The organism is Flagellimonas okinawensis (genome assembly GCF_029194005.1).
Taxonomy (GTDB): domain Bacteria; phylum Bacteroidota; class Bacteroidia; order Flavobacteriales; family Flavobacteriaceae; genus Flagellimonas; species Flagellimonas okinawensis.
This window is the reverse complement of record NZ_JARFVA010000005.1, coordinates 231,072-253,762: the sequence shown is the minus strand read 5'-3', so window position 1 is coordinate 253,762 and position 22,691 is coordinate 231,072. Positions and strand designations below refer to the sequence as shown.

General features: G+C 40.4%; 19 protein-coding genes. 12 read left to right on the top strand and 7 right to left on the bottom strand.

Translation table 11 applies throughout. The annotated features are described in order from the left end of the window. Positions 1-274: 274 nt before the first annotated feature. The 3 genes from PY091_RS14690 (at position 275) to PY091_RS14680 (ending at position 3,156) form a co-directional block, all read left to right on the top strand. Entirely contained in the window at positions 275-871 is a 597-nt protein-coding gene (locus tag PY091_RS14690; RefSeq protein ID WP_275650411.1) for a Crp/Fnr family transcriptional regulator, read from the top strand. Positions 872-945: 74 nt separating this feature from the next. Beyond that, positions 946-2,238, top strand: a complete 1,293-nt coding sequence (locus PY091_RS14685) for a M20 metallopeptidase family protein (protein WP_275650410.1) — start codon at positions 946-948, stop codon at positions 2,236-2,238. A gap of 93 nt (positions 2,239-2,331) precedes the next feature. Beyond that, entirely contained in the window at positions 2,332-3,156 is an 825-nt protein-coding gene (locus tag PY091_RS14680; protein ID WP_275650409.1) for a hypothetical protein, read from the top strand. Between the two features lie 24 nt (positions 3,157-3,180). On the opposite strand, the gene PY091_RS14675 is transcribed toward PY091_RS14680, so the two are convergent. From PY091_RS14675 to PY091_RS14665, 3 genes are all read right to left on the bottom strand, one after another. Next, positions 3,181-4,440 (bottom strand): cysteate-C-fatty acyltransferase, encoded by a 1,260-nt coding sequence (locus PY091_RS14675; protein WP_275650408.1) that lies wholly within the window; start codon positions 4,438-4,440, stop codon positions 3,181-3,183. A 124-nt stretch (positions 4,441-4,564) separates the two neighbouring features. Further along, positions 4,565-5,605 (bottom strand): cysteate synthase, encoded by a 1,041-nt coding sequence (locus PY091_RS14670; RefSeq protein ID WP_275650407.1) that lies wholly within the window; start codon positions 5,603-5,605, stop codon positions 4,565-4,567. Between the two features lie 71 nt (positions 5,606-5,676). After that, complete coding sequence (locus PY091_RS14665; RefSeq protein ID WP_275650406.1) at positions 5,677-7,815, bottom strand: S9 family peptidase; 2,139 nt, start codon at positions 7,813-7,815, stop codon at positions 5,677-5,679. A 153-nt stretch (positions 7,816-7,968) separates the two neighbouring features. Between PY091_RS14665 and PY091_RS14660 the strand changes: the two genes are divergently transcribed. Next, entirely contained in the window at positions 7,969-8,295 is a 327-nt protein-coding gene (locus PY091_RS14660) for a YbaB/EbfC family nucleoid-associated protein (protein ID WP_275650405.1), read from the top strand. A gap of 195 nt (positions 8,296-8,490) precedes the next feature. Here PY091_RS14660 and PY091_RS14655 read toward each other — a convergent pair whose 3' ends face one another. From PY091_RS14655 to PY091_RS14645, 3 genes are all read right to left on the bottom strand, one after another. Further along, on the bottom strand, positions 8,491-8,787 hold the full coding sequence (locus PY091_RS14655; RefSeq protein ID WP_275650404.1) for a GIY-YIG nuclease family protein: 297 nt from the start codon (positions 8,785-8,787) through the stop codon (positions 8,491-8,493). A 375-nt stretch (positions 8,788-9,162) separates the two neighbouring features. Beyond that, a complete protein-coding gene (locus PY091_RS14650) occupies positions 9,163-10,188 on the bottom strand; it encodes a threonine aldolase family protein (RefSeq protein WP_275650403.1) in 1,026 nt (341 codons plus the stop codon). An 8-nt stretch (positions 10,189-10,196) separates the two neighbouring features. Then, the gene (locus PY091_RS14645; protein WP_275650402.1) at positions 10,197-12,599 is read right to left on the bottom strand and encodes a zinc-dependent metalloprotease; all 2,403 of its coding nucleotides are present in this window, start codon (positions 12,597-12,599) and stop codon (positions 10,197-10,199) included. A gap of 197 nt (positions 12,600-12,796) precedes the next feature. Here PY091_RS14645 and PY091_RS14640 point away from each other — a divergent pair, with 197 nt between their 5' ends. From PY091_RS14640 to PY091_RS14610, 7 genes are all read left to right on the top strand, one after another. Continuing rightward, the gene (locus PY091_RS14640; protein ID WP_275650401.1) at positions 12,797-14,263 is read left to right on the top strand and encodes a circularly permuted type 2 ATP-grasp protein; all 1,467 of its coding nucleotides are present in this window, start codon (positions 12,797-12,799) and stop codon (positions 14,261-14,263) included. Positions 14,264-14,267: 4 nt separating this feature from the next. Beyond that, entirely contained in the window at positions 14,268-15,215 is a 948-nt protein-coding gene (locus tag PY091_RS14635) for an alpha-E domain-containing protein (protein WP_275650400.1), read from the top strand. Between the two features lie 40 nt (positions 15,216-15,255). After that, the gene (locus PY091_RS14630; RefSeq protein ID WP_275650399.1) at positions 15,256-16,113 is read left to right on the top strand and encodes a transglutaminase-like domain-containing protein; all 858 of its coding nucleotides are present in this window, start codon (positions 15,256-15,258) and stop codon (positions 16,111-16,113) included. A 53-nt stretch (positions 16,114-16,166) separates the two neighbouring features. Next, positions 16,167-17,262 (top strand): peptide chain release factor 2 gene (gene prfB / locus PY091_RS14625; RefSeq protein ID WP_275650398.1). Its coding sequence is split into 2 segments (ribosomal slippage): positions 16,167-16,229 and positions 16,231-17,262, totalling 1,095 coding nucleotides; the frame shifts between segments, so codons are not numbered across the junction. Positions 17,263-17,287: 25 nt separating this feature from the next. After that, complete coding sequence (arsC, locus tag PY091_RS14620; RefSeq protein ID WP_275650397.1) at positions 17,288-17,629, top strand: arsenate reductase (glutaredoxin); 342 nt, start codon at positions 17,288-17,290, stop codon at positions 17,627-17,629. Positions 17,630-17,697: 68 nt separating this feature from the next. Continuing rightward, positions 17,698-18,180, top strand: a complete 483-nt coding sequence (locus PY091_RS14615; protein ID WP_275650396.1) for a hypothetical protein — start codon at positions 17,698-17,700, stop codon at positions 18,178-18,180. Between the two features lie 101 nt (positions 18,181-18,281). Next, on the top strand, positions 18,282-20,771 hold the full coding sequence (locus tag PY091_RS14610) for a TonB-dependent receptor (RefSeq protein ID WP_275650395.1): 2,490 nt from the start codon (positions 18,282-18,284) through the stop codon (positions 20,769-20,771). Positions 20,772-20,954: 183 nt separating this feature from the next. Here the strand turns inward: PY091_RS14610 and PY091_RS14605 are convergent, their stop codons facing one another. Then, positions 20,955-21,128 (bottom strand): hypothetical protein, encoded by a 174-nt coding sequence (locus PY091_RS14605; RefSeq protein ID WP_014034293.1) that lies wholly within the window; start codon positions 21,126-21,128, stop codon positions 20,955-20,957. 139 nt (positions 21,129-21,267) lie between these two features. On the opposite strand from PY091_RS14605, the gene fumC reads away from it, so the two are divergent. Continuing rightward, entirely contained in the window at positions 21,268-22,665 is a 1,398-nt protein-coding gene (gene fumC, locus PY091_RS14600; RefSeq protein WP_275650394.1) for a class II fumarate hydratase, read from the top strand. Positions 22,666-22,691: the final 26 nt, after the last annotated feature.

The following is a 22,691-nucleotide window of genomic DNA, read 5'->3' as shown; positions in this document are numbered from 1 at the left end:
AAACCCTAACCACCACTGTTAAAGAAGGACAAGAACTTATCGTCCGAGGACCAAAATATGTGGTTTGGCTAGGTCTTTACCCAATGTTTATCTATGCAATCTTAATGTTTTTGGATTTAGATTCCGATACAGTTCTTTACACTTTTCTGGGGCTTACATTATCCACGTTGCTAATATTTTTTATTCCTCCCATTCGTAACAACTATATTAAAATTGAAACACGGTAACTATCCGACCATCAAAATTATTTGAACCCAAACAAACCTGTATTAATTTGGATTTAAAAGCAGACCATCAAAAATACCTTGCGGCCTACCTTGAACATTTTTCACACTTATCAAAAGAAGAACAAGACCTGTTCAGTTCTCAATTGAATTTTAAGAAGTATAATCCAAAAGAATTCTTTTTTAAAAACGGAGAAACCCAAAAAAATATGGGCTTTGTCTGCCAAGGTTTGTTAAGGCGCTATTACATCAACGATAAAGGAAAGTCCATAACCACAGGGTTTGTTAAGGAAAACGAATATGCCACGGATTACCCGGCCTTTATTCAACAGCGTCCCAGTAAGTACTATATGGAGTGTTTGGAGCCCTGTTTAATTATCGAATTTTCCTATGATGACATACAAAATGGCTACCGCAACTTTAAAAGTCACGAAAAGTATGGTCGGCTCATCGCTGAGAAGGTGCTGACCATTCAAACGGACAGGGTCGAGAGCTTTCTTTTTGAAACTGCAGAAGAGCGATATCTGAACTTTATACAAGAACACTCCGATCTACTCAACAGGATAAGTTTAACGCACCTTTCCTCCTATCTTGGTATTGAAAGGCAATCCTTAAGCAGGATTCGAAGTAAAATTGCTAAAAAATAAGATTGTCACATATGTGTCAGGTAGCACCCAATTTTCAAATGCATCTTTGTTGCATCAAACAAAACAATAATAAAATGATGCCCAGAAACCTATCTAACACATTGACTATATTCTTTTTTGTTTTAGTATCCATTGCTGCTTTCGGTCAACAATCGACCGAAAGCATGCATATGGACATTCAACAACGAACAGAGGAAATTTTTGATAGTTTAGTTCAAATTCGCAGAGATTTTCACATGTATCCAGAAGTTGGTGGAAATGAAAAAAGAACTTCGCAGAAGGTTGCCGAGTATTTAGAGGCACTTGGCCTAGAAGTTAAAACAGGAATCGGAGGCTATGGAGTGGTCGGTATTTTAAAAGGCGCCAAACCCGGAAAAAAAATCGCATGGAGGGCCGATATGGATGCAATGCCCTCGAAAGCTCCCGATATGGTGGAGTTTAAATCAAAATATGATGGAGTTCGGCACATTTGTGGACACGATGTGCATACGGCTGTTGCACTTGGAATCGCCAATGTTTTATCAAGTCAAAAAGAGGATTTGGAAGGAACCATCTATTTTGTATTCCAACCTTCCGAAGAAAATATAAAAGGGGCTTTGGCCATGATGGATGATGGATTGTTCAACATTATAGATCCAGAAGAAATGTATGCCATGCATGTAACGCCGTTCCCAGCTGGAACCATCGCAGCCAAACCTGAGGAAATGTTTTCGGACTATAAAAGAGTGGACCTGCTTTTTGATGAATCAATTGACCAAGATTCATTGTTTTCTTATGCCAAAAAGACCATACTATCAATGGAAAATGTTGACCCGGGCAGCAAGTTTTGGAATATGCAAAACATGGGAGATCCAGAAATAGGGATAGCAGGCCCAAAGTCCATTTATAAAAACTACACCACCGTGGATAAAAACAATTTCTCCATCAAGGAAATCAAAAACGGTATTCTGATAAGTGGTTATCTGAGTTTTAGTGATAAGCAGCAAAGGGATTCCGTTGTACCAAAATTAAAATCAGAATTTTCCAGTAGTCAATTTAAAAATGGACTCAAAGAGGTGAGTTTGGTTAATGTCTTCCCTACCCTGGACAATAATGAACAATTGACCCATACAAGTTTGGAGCAATTGACCCAAATCTATGGACCAAACAGAGTACTGGAATTAACTGGGGTTGTTGCGGATGGACGAAGTGATGATTTTGCCTTTTTTCAGCCCAAAGTACCCACCGTATACTTTTTTATGGGTGGTTCCAATTATGAAAAAGGAATTATAGCACAAACACATTCACCTATTTTTAATGTAGATGAAAGTTGTATTAAAACTGGGGTGAACTTGTTCTCTTCCCTTCTTGTGGAACGACTAAAATAAGTAGTAGTTTACTGCTATTTTGCAAGCTCAAAGCCTAATTTAATTGTAGATCATTCTTCTTTTTGATAGTTTTATAGGTATCAACCATTAGCTATGAAAAAGATTATATTGACTATTCTCGTTAGCGTTTGCGCTATAATGAATTCTATTGCCCAGAGTTCAAATTTCACTGGAACATTTATTAATGGCACCAACAGTATCTCCATTCAATTTAAGCGTGTAGGGGACGAATATCACGGTATGCTGGCCGCTGTTGGGGCCAGTTTTGCCATTAGGGCAACAGGGGCGGGAAACCGTATAAATGGAGAGATCTATGGATTGGACGGACCTGTGGATTTTGAGGCCACATTATCGGGCACAAATATGAGTGTGCGCGCCACAGGCTACAACGAACCCTTTTATAAATATTCGGACATGCACAATCTGGGGAGTTTTGACCTTACACCTTATATGAGGGACAATAGTGGTGTTACTGCAAACACCAATCAAACTTACAACCCACCTACTCCGCAAAATAACAATACCTCCCAATATCCTACGCTGGACAATCAAGGATTGTTCAATATCATTTCTGGGAGCCAATTGGTTTTTTATCAGCGTACTTCTTATGTAAATGATAGTATGGCGAGTTCCATCACCTATGTAAATTTCTGTTCCAACGGTACCTTTACCATGAATACCGATGGCTCCTTCAGTGTAGAAGGTTATTATGGAGGAAATGCCCAAGGGGCTTCTTATGGCAGCAATTCTGGAACTTGGCAGTTAATTTCACACCAAGGTAAACCTGCTGTTTTCATGAAATATTATAATGGGGAAACCAGTGTAAACGTCTTTAACGAGAATGAGCTCCGGCAGGGAAGATGGCGCAGAGGAAACACCCAATACGCATTGCAGCGGAACAAAGTCCGCTGCAATTAAAAATGGTAGTTATATTTTTAAAGGTTATTCACCCATCGCTGCAGCTACGGCAGCAGAAAGTCTCTTATACGTTCCGTTCTCCAAACGCTCCCTGATCGCAGAGAAAGCATCAAGGGTTTCCTCGATATCTTTCATGGTGTGGGTAGCGGTCGGTATTAGACGAAGAAGAATCAATCCCTTTGGTATCACGGGATAAACCACAATGGAACAGAAAATTCCGTGGTTTTCGCGTAAATCCTTTACCAAGGCCATTGCCTCTGGAATACTTCCGTTCAAGTAAACAGGAGTTACACAGCTGGTAGTTGTCCCGATATCAAATCCTCTTTCCTTGAGACCATTTTGGAGTGCGTTCACATTCTCCCATAGCTTGGCTTTAAGTTCGGGCATGGTTCGCAACATATCAAGTCTCTTTAATGCTCCCTTTACATAAACCATTGGCAATGATTTAGCGAACATTTGAGACCTTAAATTATATTTTAGGTACTCTACGATTTCCTTTTGTGCGGCAACAAAAGCACCGATACCTGCCATGGACTTGGCGAAAGTGGCCAAATACACATCAATCTGATCTTGTACTCCCTGCTCCTCACCTGCTCCGGCTCCTGTTTTACCAAGAGTTCCGAAACCGTGGGCATCATCTACCAACAATCTAAACTTGAACTTTTTCTTAAGCTCTACTATTTCCTTAAGGATCCCCTGCTCACCACGCATACCAAAAACACCTTCGGAAATCACTAAAATTCCTCCACCAGTTTCGTTGGCCAATTTGGTGGCACGCTCTAGATTCTTCTCTAAACTTTCAGGATCGTTGTGCTTAAAAGTAAAGCGCTTGCCCATATGCAGACGAACACCATCTATAATACAGGCGTGGCAATCCACATCGTAAACAATAATATCATCTTTGGCAACCAAAGCGTCGATTACGGACATAAATCCTTGGTAACCAAAATTTAAAAGGTAAGAGGCCTCTTTATTTACAAACTCGGCCAATTCTTTCTCCAATTGCTCGTGATAATCGGTATGACCGCTCATCATACGGGCACCCATGGGATAGGCAGCTCCATGTTCCAATGCAGCCTCTCCATCCACTTTCTTGATTTCTGGTAGGTTGGCGAGACCCAGATAGTCATTGATACTCCACGTTATCACCTCTTTTCCTTGAAACTTCATTCTATTGGAAATGGGGCCTTCCAATTTTGGAAAAACAAAATAGCCTTCTGCCTGTGAAGCCCATTTACCCAAAGGTCCTTTGTTCTCAATGATTCTATCGAATAAATCTCTCATCTACATTAGTATTAATTCAACTGCAAAAGTATAGATTTTTATGAACCTCGCATAACGAAATTTTGATATAAAAAAACGGCAATGAAATTTCATTGCCGTTTTTGAGGTATTATAAGGTACTGGTTTATTTTATATACTTGATTTCTTCGGGTACTTCAGCATCTTGAATATCGAAAAAGCCTTGGTTTTCCATCCATTCGTTACTGTAAACTTTGCTCATGTACCTAGAACCATGATCTGGGAAAACAACAACAACGTTACTGTCTTCTGTAAACTCACCTTCTGTGTTCAATTGATACAATGCTTGGGTAGCTGCACCACTGGTGTATCCAGCAAAAATACCTTCGGTATGTGCCAATTTACGGGCCATGTGGGCGCTTTCGCCATCAGTAACCTTTACGTATCTATCAATTGCATTGAAATCTGTTGCAGAAGGAATCAAATTCTTGCCCAGACCTTCAATACGGTAAGGATAGACTTCGTTGTGGTCAAATTCTCCTGTTTCGTGATATTTTTTCAATACTGAACCATAAGCATCCACTCCCAAAACTTTAATTTTTGGGTTCTGCTCCTTTAAGTAACGCGCTATACCTGAAATTGTTCCTCCAGTTCCACTACAAGCTACCAAATGGGTAATCTGACCATTGGTCTGCTCCCAAATTTCGGGTCCTGTACTGGAGTAATGTGCATTTATGTTCAACTCGTTAAAATACTGGTTGATGTAAATGGAATTAGGTGTTTCGCTGTGCAGTCGTTTGGCCACCTCGTAATAGGAACGTGGGTCGTCGGCACTAACATGGGCCGGACAAACATAAACGTTTGCTCCCATGGAACGTAACATATCAATCTTGTCTGGGGATGATTTTGAACTTACGGCCAAAATACATTTGTAACCCTTAACAATGCTCACCATGGCAAGGCTGAAACCTGTGTTGCCAGATGTGGTCTCAATAATGGTGCTACCCGGCTTAAGAATACCTTTACGCTCGGCCTCTTCTATGATATGAATCGCAATTCTATCTTTTGAAGAATGTCCAGGATTAAAGCATTCCAGTTTAGCATAGAAATTTCCGGTAAGTGGGGCAGTAATTCTGTTTAGCTTAACTAAGGGGGTACTTCCAATTAGGTCTAGGATATTGCTGTACGCATTTATCTGTTTCTTCATAACTGGTATTAGGTATGGAACATTCCTATAGCAAGAAGGAAAATGTTCCGTGCAAATGTAACATTTTATTTTTAAAGGGCTTTTCCTTCTAGGTCTAAAATAAACGCATATTCCTTTGCCGTTTCTTTTAAAGCTTCAAATCGGCCCGATGCCCCACCGTGTCCTGCATCCATGTTGGTGTCCAAAAACAAGAGGTTATCGCCTGTTTTGTACTCTCTTAACTTGGCTACCCATTTGGCAGGTTCCCAGTATTGTACTTGGGAATCGTGCAATCCTGTGGATACATACATATGTGGGTATTCCTTTGCCTCCACATTATCATAGGGTGAATAAGACTTAATGTAATCGTAATATTCTTTCTCGTTCGGATTGCCCCATTCGTCATATTCTCCGGTCGTCAATGGTATGGTATCATCCAACATGGTAGTAACTACATCCACAAAAGGAACGGCAGCTATAACCCCATGATACAATTCAGGTTCCATATTGATTATGGCCCCCATTAAAAGTCCACCTGCAGAACCACCCATGGCATATAAATGTTCCGAGCTCGTGTAATTACTCTCTATCAAAAATTTGGAAACATCCACGAAATCGGTAAAGGTGTTCTTTTTGTGCAATAGCTTACCATCTTCGTACCAAGGTCTTCCCAAATACTCTCCACCTCTTACATGGGCGATAGCATATATGAATCCCCTGTCTAATAAACTCAATCGAATGGATGAAAAATAAGGGTCGATCGTAGCGCCGTAGGACCCATAACCGTATTGCAACAATGGACTTGTACCATCCAGTGGGGTATCCTTGTGGTAAATAATTGAAATAGGCACTTTTTTACCGTCTCTGGCCGTAGCCCACAAACGCTCAGTTTTGTAATTGTCCTTATCGAATTTACCGCCCAAAACTTCTTGTTGCTTCATAACGGTTTTGGTCTGGGTTTCCATATCAAAATCGATAATGGCGTACGGCTCTCCCATTTCATTGTAGTAATAGCGTAGCACTTTGGTGTCAAAATCCAAATTCACGGATGGTCCTGCAACATAGGTTTCACTTCCAAAAGGAAGGTAATAGCTATTGGAGCCGTCCCATTTGGAAATTTTCATTTGATTGAGGCCATTGTTTCGCTCGGTCACCACGTAATAGTCCCTAAAAATCTCAACATCTTCCAACAATACATCTTCTTGGTGTGGGATAAATTCTTCCCAATGTTCCGATGATGTATTGTTTTCGCTTGTTTTCATCAACTTAAAGTTGGTAGCACCATCTTTGTTGGTCAAAACATAAAAGTCACCCTCAAAATGAGAAATGGAATACTCCACTCCTTTTTCCCGAGGAGAGAACACCTTAAATTCTCCCTCGGCATCATCAGCGTCCAAAATTCTGTATTCGGAGGTAAGGGTACTCCCAGAACCGATTACGATATACTTTCTTGATTTGGTCTTATAAACAAAGGTATTGTAGGTAGAATCCTTTTCATGGAAAACCAGTTGGTCCTCCTCTGAAGAGGTCCCCAGAACATGCTTAAAAATTCTATCTGAACGTAAGGTTACAGGATCCTTCTTTGTATAAAAAAGTGTCTTGTTATCATTGGCCCAAACAGAGCTGCCTGTGGTATTCTCAATGATATCAGGGTAAATTTCACCCGATTTTAGGTTTTTAATCTGAATATTGTACTGCCTTCTGGAAATAGTATCCGTTCCAAAGGTGGCCATGGTATTGTCCGGGCTGATGGAAACTCCTCTTAAGTTAAAAAAGTCATGGCCTTCGGCCATTTCGTTACAATCGAACAACAATTCTTCGGCTGCATCCAAGTTTTCCTTTTTTCTGGAATAAATGGGGTATTCCTTACCCTCCTCGTATCGGGTAATGTACCAGTAACCATCCAGTTTATAGGGAACAGAAGAGTCATCCTCTTTGATCCTACCCTTCATTTCTTTGAAAAGTTCTTCCTGAAACTTCTCGGTATGGGCAGTCATCTTTTGGAAATACTTGTTCTCAGCGTTCAAATAGTCGAGAACCTGCTGGTCTTCCCTATTGTTCATCCAGTAATAATCATCGATTCTAACATCTCCGTGCTTTTCAAGTTGGGTTGGATGTTTAGGTGCCACAGGTGGAGTTATACTCATTGATTCGTCTTTGTTGTTTTTACAAGCGGTCGCAAAAATAAGGCATAAAACCAGAATAGAAATTCTTGAATTCGTTTGTTTCATTGGAAAGTGTTTTAGCCAATTTACTACTTTTGAACTTACCATTTACAATGTTTAATGTTTTGAGTAATACTTAGCGCAGTTGAAGGGTGAACGACTAAACTACGCTCGACACGACAGCTACATTGAAAAAATAAAAACTAAAAATTGAATGATATGTTTGGAGATTTAATGGGAATGATGGGTAAGATAAAAGAAACCCAAAAGAAAGTTGAAGCAACCAAGGAACGATTGAACAGCGTGATGATCGATGAAGCATCCTCCGATGGATTGCTGAAAGTGACCTTGACCGCGAATCGCGAGATAAAGTCTATAGCTATTGATGATTCCTTACTCGAGGATAAAGAGCAATTGGAGGATTATCTAGTGTTAACGTTGAACAAAGCCATTGAAAAAGCCACCAAAGTGAATGAAGCTGAATTGGCGGCTGTGGCCAAAGAAGGCATGCCAAACATTCCGGGCATGGATTCTTTTATGAAATAGTACTCAGACAGTTTGAGTGATTCCGAAGTGTATTAGTCCATGTGGATGTATTGAGAACTTGATACCATTTATTTATAATGGTAAAACATAATATACTTTAAACATACTTCTCGATACAATTTTGGCTTTACCAAAACCACTCGAAGTGACATTTCAGTTATATTTTGTCAGTTCGAGTGCGAAGCGTATCGAGAACTAATTGCCTTCAAAATTTTTCTTAGATAAGTTGGGAAGTTTGTCAAATTCGCCTGCTATCAAAGCTTGCTTTTTATTTTTGGACCATTTTTTTATCTGCTTCTCGGTCAAAATAGCTTTGTTTGGGTCTGTAAATTCACAATGATATACTAACTGTAAAGGTCTTCGTGAATACGTATAACTATTTCTATGTTTACCATTTTGATGCGATTCAAATCTTTCTATTAAATTGGAAGTTATTCCAGTGTAATACGTATTATCCGAGCATTTTAAGATATAAACAAAGTAGGTTCTCATAGAAATTGTTCATTGATAGATTTATTGTCGCAATTTGGGTTTCATCAAAGTTACTCAAATTGGCAGTTCAAATAAATCATGTCAGTTCGAGTGTTTCCGAAGGAAACGTATCGAGAACTCATATACTATAATTATGGCAATATATACTGTAAACTACTTCTCGATACAATTTTGGCTCTGCCAAAACCACTCGAAGTGACATTCCAGCTATATTTTGTCAGTTGGAGTACGAAGCGTATCGAGAATTGATTTGGTTGATTGGAATTTTAGATTTTGGAAAGTTGAATTCTCTTGAACCTGATACTTTAACTTTAATTGTCAGGCCGAGCACAGTCGAGACCTTTTTAGACTTCTCGACTGCGCTCGAAATGACAATCACCCTATACTTTTCAAAACAGTTAGGAAATGCTGGTGCATAGCATCGGTGTAGTCCAAATGGGTAACAATACGCAATTTTCCTTGTCCCATTCCAATGATGGAAACCTGATTTTTGGTCAATTGATCCAAGAATGCTTCAGATGACATTTTATCCTCATTTATTTCAAATATGATGATATTGGTCTCAATGGGCTCCACTTTTTTAATAAAGTCCAAAGATTGTAGCACCGCTCCTATTTCTTCTGCTTTTTTATGGTCTTCGGCCAGTCGGTGAATATTGTTGTCCAGCGCATAAATGCCCGCCGCTGCCAAATAACCTGACTGACGCATTCCACCGCCAAACACCTTGCGAATTCTCAAGGCTTTGTCTATATCGGCTTTGCTTCCTACCAAAACGGAACCTACTGGACAGCCCATACCTTTGCTCAAACACACACTAATAGTATCGAACAACTTACCATAAGCTTTTGGGTCTTCGCCTTTTTTCACTAAGGCATTCCACAATCTGGCGCCATCCAAATGGTATTTTAAATTGTGCTTATCACATACCTTTCGAATCTTCTTCAGTTCCTCAAAATCCCAACAAGCACCACCACCTTTATTCGTTGTATTTTCAATACAGACCAAAGTAGTTAATGGGCTATGATAAAAATCGGGGGGATTGATGGAGGCTTTCACTTGTTCGGCGGTCATCATTCCCCGGTCTCCATCTACCAATCGGCACGAAACCCCACTATTGAAGCTTACTCCTCCCCCTTCGTAATTGTAAATGTGGGCATATTTGTCACAAATCAATTGGTCTCCGGGTTGGGTATGTATCTTAATTGCAGTTTGGTTTGTCATAGTGCCACTCGGAAAAAACAGAGCAGCTTCCATTCCAAAATACTCGGCCACTTTGGCCTCCAATTCGTTTACCGTAGGATCGTTTTTAAATACATCATCCCCTACTTTGGCATTCATCATGGCCTCCAACATTCCTGCTGAAGGTCTCGTGACGGTGTCACTTATCAAGTTTATCTCCATAAAACAATTTAATCCATGCAGTCCATTCCAATGGGCGAGCCATCTGGAATTGTGGAAACTGGAATAAGTTTGAAATCTGATGGTTTCTTCATAAACGCATCGATTCTCTTCACCATTTCGGCAGCTACCGCGTTTTTACCATTGCTCAGTAATTGAGTTTTTAAATTGTTCAATGCCTCATTGGCCACAGCATTTACTTGTGGGTGGACATCGTTATGGGCTGCCAAATTCATAATGTGGTACAGTACCCTAAAATTGATGGTGTTCTGTACTTCTTCTTCATAATCATCACGGTGAGAAAGGTCAAAAGTGCCTTTGATGGTCTCTTCCAACACTTCTTTTAATCCCATTTGATTTTTATCCAAGCTTTTTTGTTGAATCAAACGGGAAGCACGCTCTGGATGAAGCAGAAGTTCCAAGGTCATATCTGCAGCGGTCTCTGCCACTGAAAGTGCATCGAAGCTTACACCTGTTCTTCCTTTGAAGGATTCCCTGGAACGACCAAAACCAATGGCCCTAGGTGGGAAAAGGTCTAACTTGTCCTTGGGCACGGCTATTACTTCGGCATCCAAAGTTTTAAGTATGGATTCCATAGCTGCTACTTGTGTAGCTTCATTTACGGGCTTAACCGGGGTTTGACCACCGTCTTTAACGGCATAATTGTAATCCAATCCTCCTATAATTTTAGAAACAGCTTCTGTTTGGTATCTGTGGAAAAAATAAAGTGGAACAAAAACATCTTCTAAAACGGAGTATGCCTCTCCGGTTTTAATATTGTCCACAGAAAAATTATCGATGGCCGTTTTTCTTATTTTCAGCATTTCTTCCAATTCTTGACTGGCACTTTTGCCATTGTCCCATAAATGCGCCAACACATGTGCTCCTCCTTTAGGACGGGCATCTTGGTCGGAAATGTATCTTAAACCATCTTCTTGCGCTTTCTCCAAAATGCCATTCAATGCTTCCTTTTCGTTGGTACCATTGGGAAAATCCGAATAAGCATAGGCCACAATTACCTTATCCCACTCTCCGATTCCTGTATCATAAGCATTGGCAAAGCTTATTTCGTTACCATCCAGTTCAAATTGTGGATGAGGATAATCCATAACGGATGCCCTATCGTTGGTACTAGCTGCAAAATTGTGGGTAAATCCTAATGTATGTCCAATTTCATGGGCAGAAAGCTGACGGATTCTGGCCAAGGCCAATTCCAACATGGGTTGGTAGTTGTCGTCTCGCTCTTCAAAAGGCTGGTTCATTAATGCTTGGGCTATCATAAAATCTTGACGAATACGCAAACTTCCCAAACTTACGTGTCCTTTTAATATTTCTCCAGTTCTTGGGTCTACCACACTTGCTCCATAACTCCAACCACGAGTGGAACGGTGCACCCACTGCACTACATTATAACGAATGTCCAGAGGATCTGCATCATCCGGAAGTATTTTCATTTGAAAGGCATTTTTATAGCCTGCTGCCTCAAAGGCTTGGTTCCACCATTTGCCCCCGTCCAAAAGTGCAGAACGGATTGGTTCCGGAGTTCCATTGTCCAAATAATAAACAATTGGTTCAACTGCTTCACTCATTTCTGCATTGGGGTCCTTCTTTTCTAGCCGATGTCTTCTTGTGGACCTTTTAACTAGCGATTCCTGCACTGGTGTGGCATAATCGTAATAAGAGAATGGGTATCCACCACTTCTGGGGTCAAAATCTCTTTTCTCGAAATTATCATCTGGCAATTCTATCAAGGAATGGTGTTGTGCTACAGTTACCAAACTGGCCGTAGGTGCAACGGAACGAATCCAAGCGCCCTGTGGTTCACCTTTGAATGTTAGGGTAACATCGAACTCCACATTTTTAGGAAATGCCTTGGTTCGGTCGAATGCCCAAGCACTCTTCTTTTTATCCAAACTGTACGAACCTTGTTTTGCTCTTTTCAATCGATTGGAAACGCCATGGGCATCTCGCATCAAGAAATCAGAAAAATCGATCAGGTAACTTCCTTTGGATTCTTCAACGATCTCAAATCCTTCCAAAATGGATTTGGCAAAAGCTTGCTCTACGGATTTTCTTTCCAATTCGTTATCGGTAATAGCCCTGTAATCCAAATTGGGCTGCACCAACAGCAACTTTTTTCCTGCTTTGCGGAAAAAAACCACTTGCTCGTTACCCAACTGACCACGGTCAAGGCCGATATCGTTACTTCCCACACCACTACTTAGCGCATAGACATATAAAAATTCCTTCTCCAGGTCATCTACCTGCAGGTAGATTTTATCCGTGGAGTCATCATAATAGAAATTGAAATAACCACTGAATTTTTGAAAATCCTTGGCTTTCTCAAAGGTTTGGGCTCCCAACGAGGAGCATACAAAATAAAATAAAGCGATGAGGGTAGTTGTGTTCTTCATAATTTGGTTGAAATATTGCCTTAAAAGTATGGAAATCATTTTAATTATTCCTGCCCCCGAACCCAGCGGAATGCTTAATGAATAAATTGATAAAATTCCATATCCATTTTTAAGCTATTCTTTTTTTTGGCCATTGATTTTTAAATTTTGTTAACCCTTTAAGACAAGTAAATTCCATATCTTAAAAGAAAAACAATATGGCCACAATCGAGGATAAATCCATCTTTTCCAGTTACATAAAAAAAGAAGGCTTATTTGATGAGGTTTTTGATAAGAATGGTGAGGTTAAAGAGGTGTACCAAAAGCTTTTAGACTTATATGGCACCAGAACCATAGATGATTATGTGGATCTGAACAACAAGGCTAAATCATCGTTCTTTAATCAAGGGATCACCTTTCAGGTTTATGGCGACAAACAAAGCCAAGAGAAGATTTTTCCTTTTGACCTTTTTCCCAGGATTATTTCTACCGACGAATGGGAAACCATAGAACAAGGCGCCATACAAAGAAACATTGCGCTCAACCATTTTCTTTGGGATGTTTACCACGACAAAAAAATAGTAAAGGACAAAATAGTTCCGATTGAATTATTGAGCTCCTCCCCTAATTACCTGCACCAGATGATGGGTGTAGATCCACCCAATAAAATCTATAACCACATCTCTGGAACGGATATCATAAAACATAGTGATGGAGATTATTATGTATTGGAAGATAACATCCGCTGCCCATCTGGGGTAAGTTATGTAATCTGCAACCGTACTGCGTTAAAAAGGGCGTTGTTTGGTGTATTCAATCATTATAAGACACATTCGGTAACCAACTATGCTGAAAACCTATTGCATTTGCTGGAAACCGCCAAACCACCGGGGGTGGATATGCCGGTAACTGTGGTAATTACACCCGGGATGTTCAACTCTGCCTACTATGAGCATTCTTATTTGGCAAAGGCCATGGGCGTTGAATTAGTAGAAGGTCGCGACCTTTTTGTGGAGAATGATTTTGTGTACATGAAAACTACGCAAGGCCCAGTTCGTGTGGATGTGGTTTACCGTAGGATCGATGATCTTTTCCTTGACCCGATGGAATTTAGTCCAGACTCCGCTCTAGGTGTACCGGGAATCTTTGCCGCCTATCGTAAAGGCAACGTTACCATAGCCAATGCACCGGGTACCGGTGTTGCTGATGACAAGGCTATTTATACCTATATGCCGGATATCATAAAATATTATTTGGGTGAAGAACCCATTCTAAAGAATGTACATACCTATCACTGCAGTCGCCCAAAGGAATTGCAGTACGTGCTGGACAACATCAAAGACTTGGTGGTCAAACCTGTAGATGAAGCCGGTGGATACGGGATTTCCATTGGAAATAGATTGACCAAGGATGAAATTGAACGAGTGAAGTCGGAAATTAAGGCCAATCCTCGTAAATATGTGGCCCAACCCATTATGTCGCTTTCCGTTCACCCGACCTATATAGACCAAAAAGAATCCTTTGAACAACGCCATGTTGACCTCAGGACATTTACGGTACTGGGTAAAGATGAGCAGTTTGTACTAAAAGGAGGGCTTACCCGCGTAGCCCTAAAAGAAGGAAATTTAATCGTGAACTCCTCCCAAGGTGGTGGTTCCAAAGATACGTGGGTCCTAAAACAATAATCATATGCTTTCAAGAGTTGCCAACAACCTATTTTGGATGGGTAGATATATAGAACGTGCCGAACACATTGCGCGCTTTATGAACGTAAATTATTTTGCTTCGTTGGATGCACCCAACCAACTTTCACAATCACGGAATTTTGTTCTGCAATCCATGCTGTTCATGGTCGGCGACCCCGTGGCGGACCCTGAAAAAGAACTGAATGAAGAAGAAGTGCTGTACGATCTGGGATTAAATCCTGAAAAATCCTACTCCATCATCAGTAGTATAAAAATTGCCAGGGAAAATGCTAACAGTTCCCGTGATTTAATTTCCACTGAACTATACGAAAGTTTAAACAAGTTCTATCACTTTGTGATGAACTACCCTACCGAAACCTATAAAAAAACAAACCTTTACGATTTTACCGTAAACATTACCGAGATTACCGCTGTGCTGCGGGGAAAAATCAGAGGAACATTATTGCACGATGAAGTTTATGCCATCATTATGATGGGGGTCAACATCGAAAGGGCCATTCAGATTACCAGAATCATCAATACCAAATATAATGATGCCCTATTGGCAAAAGGAAGTTATAAGGACCCGATCGGCAATAGCTATGAATGGACGACTTTACTGAAATGTGCAGAATCCTACGATATGATGCGCAGATTGTACAAAAAAACACCAAATGGAACCTCTACACTTGAATTCCTGCTATTGAATGGGAAATGTCCACGATCTTTTATGAACTGTATCAACCAAGTGCACAAACATATTTTGGAGATTGATAAAAAGGTGGAATATTCCCAAAGCTCTACTGCTTTTTTGGTCGGAAAAGTAAAAGCAGAATTTCAATTTAAACAGGTTGATGAAATAATGGAAGACATTCAGGGGAACTTGAATATGATCCTTAATAAAATGTTCAAAATTAGTGAGAGCATGGAGAAAGAATTCTTCAACTACTGATGCTTTTTTAAGTATCTTGGCCCGATTGAAATTTACCTGAATGCTGTATGAATATGAAATAGATTATGACACTCGAAACTCCTACGAAAAGGGGTTGAACGAGGCATTTTGGCAATTTCTTGTCATTCCGGAAGAGAATGACACCCAAGAACTTACCTACTGGCACTTCGAAAATGATCTTGGTGAAAGAAATAGCGTCTCACAAAACGGACTGGGATTTAAAACCGTGCAGGTTCGATCTAAAAAAGAGTTGGACCATATCAAATTCAACGCGCATTTTAAGCTCACAAAAAAAGAGATCAATCCGTTCGACTTTGAATTACCTTTAGACATAAACGAAGAGCGAAAATTAGTGGATAGTCTCGATTTTAGGGTTGACCATGAACCCTATCTCAGAAAGACAAAATTTACACAATTGCTCGAGGAGCATAAAACCATTTATACCTTCGACCCCAAAAAATCAATTTTTGAAAACCTGACGGAGCTCAACCATTGGGCTTACGGTCATTTATACTTTAAAACTGGGGTGACCGATGTAAATACTTCTTTGGACGAAATCATTGAAAACAGACATGGCGTTTGCCAAGATTTCACCCATTTATTCTGTGCCATAGCCAAACATCATGGGGTTCCGACCAGATATGTCTCGGGCTATTTGCATCAGGGACATGGATTTTTTGGTGATTCCCAAATGCACGCTTGGGCAGAGTCCTTTGTTCCCAACGTAGGCTGGATCGGGTTCGACCCAACCAACAATGTTTTGGCCAATCATAATCACATAAAAGTCTGTCATGGAAAGGACTACACCGATTGTGCTCCATTAAAGGGAGTGGTTTACACCCTGGGCAAAAACGAAACTGAATATTCCGTGTTTGTAAAAGCATCCCAACAACAGTAAAATACCTAAGGTATTCTGCAGAAAGAAACTTATTTTTACCCAAAATACATTACATGACAACTACAGATCAGCAGAAAGATCTTATTGAGCGCCTTGGTGCGTTAAGGAGGTATCTTTGACATTGATGCCAAACTTATTGAAATAGAGAACGAGGAAGAAAAAACACTCGCTCCCGGTTTTTGGGACAATCCACAGGAAGCCCAAAAACAAATGCAGTCCATCAAATCCAAAAAGAAATGGGTAGAAGATTTTGAGGAAGCCAAAACATTGATTGGCGACCTTGAAGTACTCATGGAATTTCAGCAAGCTGGTGAGGTTTCCGAAGAAGAGGTTACCAAACAATACAACAAAGCGCTTTCCGCCATTGAAAAATTGGAGTTCCGCAATATGTTGTCGGACGAAGGTGATGAACTTACCGCTGTTCTACAGATAACCGCAGGTGCCGGTGGTACAGAAAGCTGCGATTGGGCGTCCATGCTCATGCGTATGTACATGATGTGGGCCGAGAAAAACGGATATAAAATAAAGGAACTCAATTACCAAGAAGGCGACGTGGCAGGTATAAAAACAGTGACCTTGGAAATTGAGGGCGAATATGCATTTGGTTGGCTAAAAGGTGAAAACGGAGTACATCGTTTGGTGCGCATCTCCCCTTTTGACAGCAATGCCAAGAGACACACCTCGTTTGCATCCGTTTATGTATATCCGTTGGTGGATGATAGCATCGAAATTGAAGTGAATCCATCGGATATCGAAATAACAACGGCTCGATCTAGTGGTGCGGGAGGACAAAACGTGAACAAGGTGGAGACCAAGGTACAGTTGGTACACAAACCAACAGGAATACAAATATCCTGTTCAGATTCTCGTTCACAGCACGACAACAGGGCAACAGCTATGAAAATGTTGAAGTCACAGTTGTATGAAATAGAGCTACGTAAAAAGCAAGAAGCCCGTGCCGAAATCGAATCCTCCAAAATGAAGATTGAATGGGGGTCGCAGATCCGTAATTATGTGATGCATCCCTATAAATTGGTAAAGGACGTTCGTACCGGAGAGGAAACTGGAAATGTAGACGCTGTAATGGACGGTGATTTGGATGCATTTCTGAAGGCATATTTAATGATGATGGGGCAAAAAGAAGAGTAGAATCAGAATTCAGAAATAAAAAAGAATGATCAAAATATACCATAATCCAAGATGTAGAAAATCCAGGGAAGGTTTGGCCATCTTGGAAAAATCAGGAAAGGAATTCGAAGTTGTAAAATACTTGGATGACGTTCCCAGTAAAGAAGACTTAAAACAATTGATTAAATACTTGGGCATTGCACCAATAGATTTGGTACGAAAAACCGAAGCCATCTGGAAGGAGAAATTCAAAGGCAAAACTTTATCCGACGATGAGGTAATCACTGCCATGGCCGAGAACCCAAAATTGATTGAGCGACCCATAGTTGTTAACGGCGAAAAAGCCGTTGTGGGAAGGCCTCCCGAGAATATTGCTGGTTTGCTATAAATCTGATTACCAATTAGATTTAACAATCAACGAACAAATAAATCAAAGCGAAATATTATATTTACCCCATGAAAACTAAGCAGACACTGTTCTATTTAACCCTAATGATCGGCATTTTGGCCATCAATGATATTTCTGCCCAATATGGATATGGATCTCCTTATGGTTATGGTGGTATGTACGGGAGAGGAAGAAGTTATGTTCCACAGGCTGGCCCTGTAGATAACCAAAAACCGGAAACACCCCCAACGGCAGAAGAAATTGTAGATGAGCAAATGCCCTCCATTACGGAAGCAATCGGTTTAGATCCTTTTGAGCAAGCAGTTGTCCGCACTTCACTGGTACAATCCGTACAACAAAGAATTGAACTTCAAATCCTTGAACTTGAACCTCTTAAAATGAAAGAGGAGATAGAAAAAATAAAAATGCGCCAAGATGCCGAGCTTAAGGCAGGGTTGCCAGAGGATAAGTTCAATGCCTTTATGGAACTTCAAGAAAATCAGTTCAAGGCCAAAAAGAAAAAGAAGAAGAAAAGAAAGAACAGGGATTAACAATTCTTTAAGGTCATTCGCAGGTACAATTACGTTGTTGGGGGAGTTATATTTCGTGCACTCCTTTTTTACTTCAATTTTTGCAGCGTAAAAATCAAACTATGCACAGGATAATAATCCCGTTGCTGCTATTGACCTTATCAACCTTTCAGGGAATAGCACAACAAAACCAAAAAAACATAACAATTACGGGAAAAGTAATTGACTCAGATTCTGGACAACCTCTGGAATATGCAACCTTCGTACTTCAGAATGCGGAAAAGCCAGATCAGGTCACAGGCGGAATTACCGATACATCCGGTAACTTTGAAATAGAAGCCAGCCCGGGTACTTATAATATTAGTGTAGAATACATTTCGTACAAAACATATTCTCTAAAAGGACAGACTTACGATTCATCCGTTAATCTAGGGTCTATTACCTTATCTCCCGATGTGGCACAACTTGCCGAAGTTGAAGTTGTAGGTGAAAAAACAACCGTAGAAGTACGATTGGACAAAAAGGTGTACAACATCGGAAAGGATATTACAACAAGTGGTGGTAACGTAAGTGATGCTCTTGGAAACATTCCCTCCGTAGCGGTAGATGTTGAAGGAGGTATAAGCCTTAGGGGGAACGACAACGTTCGTATCCTTATTAATGGCAAGCCATCGGCATTGGCCGGTTTTGGGTCCACCGACGTATTACAACAATTACCTGCCGATGCAATTGAAAAAGTAGAGGTAATCACCAGTCCCTCTGCGCGTTACGACGCTGAAGGTACGGCAGGTATTTTGAACATCGTACTTAAAAAGGAAAAAACACTTGGTATCAATGGTTCCGTGAATCTTACTGGTGGAATACCTTTTAACGCTAGAGCCACTACAAACTTTAATATTAGAACGGAGAAATTCAATATCTTCAACACTCTCGGGTATTTTCACAGAGAATCTCCAGGAGGAGGAAGAAACGATAACACCTATCAATCTGCACAGAGTGAGTTCGACAGGATTATTGAAGACAGAGATGTTAGCAGGAATGATGATGGATTCAACATCAATATTGGAATGGAATATTTCCTAACTGAAAAGTCTTCCGTAACCGGTAGTTTCTTTTATCGCTGGTCCGATGAAAATGACTTGACCGAAAATGACAACCAACGTTTTGCAGACGGAAACCTAAACAGTAGAACATTTAGAACCGAAGACCAAAACGAAAACGATAATAGCCGTCAGTTTTCTTTTAATTACACCAATAACATTGATGATGATGGCCAGAAGTTGACAGCGGATTTCCAATATTCCTATGACAACGAAGATGTGTTGACCGGTATTCGTGAAGATAGAACTATACCAAGTGATAGTTTGATCGCACTTGAGAACATTTACGAAAAACAGAAACAAGACGATATCTTGGCTCAGATTGACTATGTGTTGCCTATGGGCGATGCGCAATTCGAGGCCGGATACCGCGGTACTTTTGAAAAAGAGGTGAACGATTACCAATTGGACACACTGGACCAAGGAACCGGAAACTTTATCACCAATCAAGATTTAACCAACATTTTTACTTACCACGAAAATGTAAATGCCCTGTATACCCAGTATGGCAATAAATATGGCAAGTTTTCCGTATTGCTTGGATTGCGTTTGGAAAATACAGAACTACGAGGTGAGGTAGATGCAAATATAGATAGTCAAGCCTTGGAAGAACTGGTGGGTGAAGATGTTGACCTTAACTTTGACAAAAATTACTTGGGCCTATTCCCTACCATTAACTTGGTTTATGAAATCTCCAAGACACAGAATATCTCCTTGGGATACAACAGAAGGATCAACAGACCAAGAGGTTGGTTCATTAACCCGTTCCCATCTAGATCAAGTAGAACAAACGTTTTCCAGGGTAACCCCGATTTGGACCCTGCTTTTGCCAATGCATTTGACCTTGGCTATATGAAGAGATGGCAAAAACTGACTTTTACATCCTCTGTGTATTACCAACGTGAAACCAGATCGTTTGAATTTATTACCGAAGAAACAGGTCAGTTTACTTCCGATGGTATCCAGATCATTAGATCGGTGCCCATCAACCTTTCCACTAATGAAAGAATTGGTGCGGAAGCCGGTGTGATCTATAGTCCTGCAAAATGGTGGAGAATGAACGGTAGTTTTAATTTCTTTACCTTCTCAACAGATGGTTCTTTTAACGGAGTTGACTACGGTACAACCAACTCTAGCTATTTTGCTAGGTTTAGTTCCAAGTTCACCCTACCCTCTAAAATTGAATTGCAGGCCAATTCATTTTATATGGGACCGAGACAGAACGCACAAACCGATACCAAAGGTATGTTCTCTTTGAACTTGGCCTTGAGTAAAGATCTATTTAAGGATAAAGCAACTCTTTCTTTGAACGTGAGCGATTTGTTCAATTCAAGAAAACGCCAATCATTTACACAAACACCAACCTTTACCACTGATAGTGAATTCCAGTGGAGAAGAAGACAAGTAAATTTATCGTTCATTTATAGATTTAACCAACCTAAAGAACAACGCCAAAGAGGTAGACAACAACCTGGCGGAAATGACGATGATGAGGGCCAATACCAAGGGTAACCATATAGAGTTCCCCTGAAACTTAAATGAAAAAGCAGCCTTAGGGCTGCTTTTTTTATGGTAATGATTCTGCTTAAGTGGTAACAACTGGCACAAAAAAATTAGTTCCCATATCAATGAAAACTAATTCCTTATTAAAACCCTTAAACAAAAAAGAAGCCAATGAGGCTTCTTTTAAAAATCTTATTCTTCTAGTTGGGCACGCTTGGCCTCTTTTCTTTCTTTAAACATTTCCCTTAGGTTGCCGATCAACCAATAAGGTACTACAAAGGTCAACAAGAATATCATCAACCAAAAACCGATTGTCAAAATTGTTAGAAAAGCTAAAAAACCTAAATATTGGTCAAATTCGAACATCTTAAATCCTTTTGTTTTAACAAAGATACTTTCTTCTATTGAAAAAAAACAAATGAAGGGCAAAAAAAAGTGTATTTCTCCCAATCAACTACCATATAAATGCCCTATATCCTACCTTTGTAGGACTAAATTTTAAATTATGAGTTTCAGGATTGAAAAAGATACCATGGGCGAGGTAAAAGTACCCGCCGACAAATATTGGGGCGCCCAAACCGAACGTTCCCGAAACAACTTTAAAATTGGTGCTCCTGCTTCCATGCCTTTGGATGTGGTGTACGGTTTCGCCTATCTAAAAAAGGCAGCTGCCTATACCAACCATGAGTTGGGCGTACTAAGTCAAGAAAAAAGAGACCTTATTGCCCAGGTTTGCGACGAAATACTGGAAGGCAAACACGATGATCAATTTCCTTTGGTTATTTGGCAAACCGGTTCAGGTACACAAAGCAACATGAACGTGAATGAGGTTATTGCCAACCGTGCCCATGAAATTGCAGGGAAGAAAATCGGGGAAGGTGAAAAAACCATTCAACCGAACGATGACGTTAACAAGAGCCAATCTTCCAACGACACTTTTCCTACGGGAATGCATATTGCAGCGTACCAAAAAATAGTTGATGTCACTATTCCCGGTGTTGAACAGCTTAGAAATACGTTGCAGAAAAAATCCGAAGAATTTAAAGATGTGGTTAAAATTGGTAGAACCCATTTAATGGATGCCACTCCCCTAACCTTGGGCCAAGAATTCTCAGGCTACGTTAGCCAATTGAACCACGGTTTGAAAGCATTAAAAAACACCTTGCCACACTTAAGCGAACTTGCTCTTGGGGGTACCGCTGTGGGTACAGGTTTGAACACCCCTAATGGATATGATGTTCTCGTGGCCAAATATATTGCCGAGTTTACCGGAAAACCATTTGTTACTGCCGAAAACAAGTTTGAAGCCCTAGCTGCCCACGATGCCATTGTAGAAAGTCATGGAGCTCTGAAACAATTGGCCGTATCACTGAATAAAATTGCCAACGATATCCGAATGATGGCCTCAGGTCCACGTTCCGGTATTGGTGAGATTATAATTCCGGCCAACGAACCTGGAAGTTCCATAATGCCCGGCAAAGTAAACCCTACCCAATGTGAAGCCATGACCATGGTGTGCGCACAGGTAATGGGGAACGATGTAGCTATTAGTGTTGGAGGAACGCAAGGCCATTATGAGTTGAATGTATTTAAACCGGTTATGGCAGCCAACATATTACAATCTGCCCAATTGATCGGCGATGCTTGTGTTAGTTTTGATGTGAATTGTGCCGTTGGTATTGAACCAAACCATGAGACCATTAAAACATTACTGAACAACTCCTTAATGTTGGTTACCGCTTTGAATACTAAAATTGGCTATTACAAAGCTGCCGAGATTGCCAATACAGCACACAAAAATGGTACTACGTTAAAAGAGGAAGCCGTAAACCTTGGTTATGTTACCCCAGAAGAGTATGATGAGTGGGTAAAACCTGAAGATATGGTTGGAAGCCTAAAATAAGATTATAAGTTAAGCGTAAATAAAAA

Excerpts from the sequence above, each read along its gene's own strand:
- PY091_RS14685 (WP_275650410.1), top strand. The coding sequence starts at position 946 with ATGATGCCCAGAAACCTATCTAACACATTGACTATATTCTTTTTTGTT.
- PY091_RS14680 (WP_275650409.1), top strand. The coding sequence starts at position 2,332 with ATGAAAAAGATTATATTGACTATTCTCGTTAGCGTTTGCGCTATAATG.
- PY091_RS14675 (WP_275650408.1), bottom strand. The coding sequence starts at position 4,440 with ATGAGAGATTTATTCGATAGAATCATTGAGAACAAAGGACCTTTGGGT.
- PY091_RS14670 (WP_275650407.1), bottom strand. The coding sequence starts at position 5,605 with ATGAAGAAACAGATAAATGCGTACAGCAATATCCTAGACCTAATTGGA.
- PY091_RS14665 (WP_275650406.1), bottom strand. The coding sequence starts at position 7,815 with ATGAAACAAACGAATTCAAGAATTTCTATTCTGGTTTTATGCCTTATT.
- PY091_RS14660 (WP_275650405.1), top strand. The coding sequence starts at position 7,969 with ATGTTTGGAGATTTAATGGGAATGATGGGTAAGATAAAAGAAACCCAA.
- PY091_RS14655 (WP_275650404.1), bottom strand. The coding sequence starts at position 8,787 with ATGAGAACCTACTTTGTTTATATCTTAAAATGCTCGGATAATACGTAT.
- PY091_RS14650 (WP_275650403.1), bottom strand. The coding sequence starts at position 10,188 with ATGGAGATAAACTTGATAAGTGACACCGTCACGAGACCTTCAGCAGGA.
- PY091_RS14645 (WP_275650402.1), bottom strand. The coding sequence starts at position 12,599 with ATGAAGAACACAACTACCCTCATCGCTTTATTTTATTTTGTATGCTCC.
- PY091_RS14640 (WP_275650401.1), top strand. The coding sequence starts at position 12,797 with ATGGCCACAATCGAGGATAAATCCATCTTTTCCAGTTACATAAAAAAA.
- PY091_RS14635 (WP_275650400.1), top strand. The coding sequence starts at position 14,268 with ATGCTTTCAAGAGTTGCCAACAACCTATTTTGGATGGGTAGATATATA.
- PY091_RS14630 (WP_275650399.1), top strand. The coding sequence starts at position 15,256 with ATGCTGTATGAATATGAAATAGATTATGACACTCGAAACTCCTACGAA.
- arsC (WP_275650397.1), top strand. The coding sequence starts at position 17,288 with ATGATCAAAATATACCATAATCCAAGATGTAGAAAATCCAGGGAAGGT.
- PY091_RS14615 (WP_275650396.1), top strand. The coding sequence starts at position 17,698 with ATGAAAACTAAGCAGACACTGTTCTATTTAACCCTAATGATCGGCATT.
- PY091_RS14610 (WP_275650395.1), top strand. The coding sequence starts at position 18,282 with ATGCACAGGATAATAATCCCGTTGCTGCTATTGACCTTATCAACCTTT.
- PY091_RS14605 (WP_014034293.1), bottom strand. The coding sequence starts at position 21,128 with ATGTTCGAATTTGACCAATATTTAGGTTTTTTAGCTTTTCTAACAATT.
- fumC (WP_275650394.1), top strand. The coding sequence starts at position 21,268 with ATGAGTTTCAGGATTGAAAAAGATACCATGGGCGAGGTAAAAGTACCC.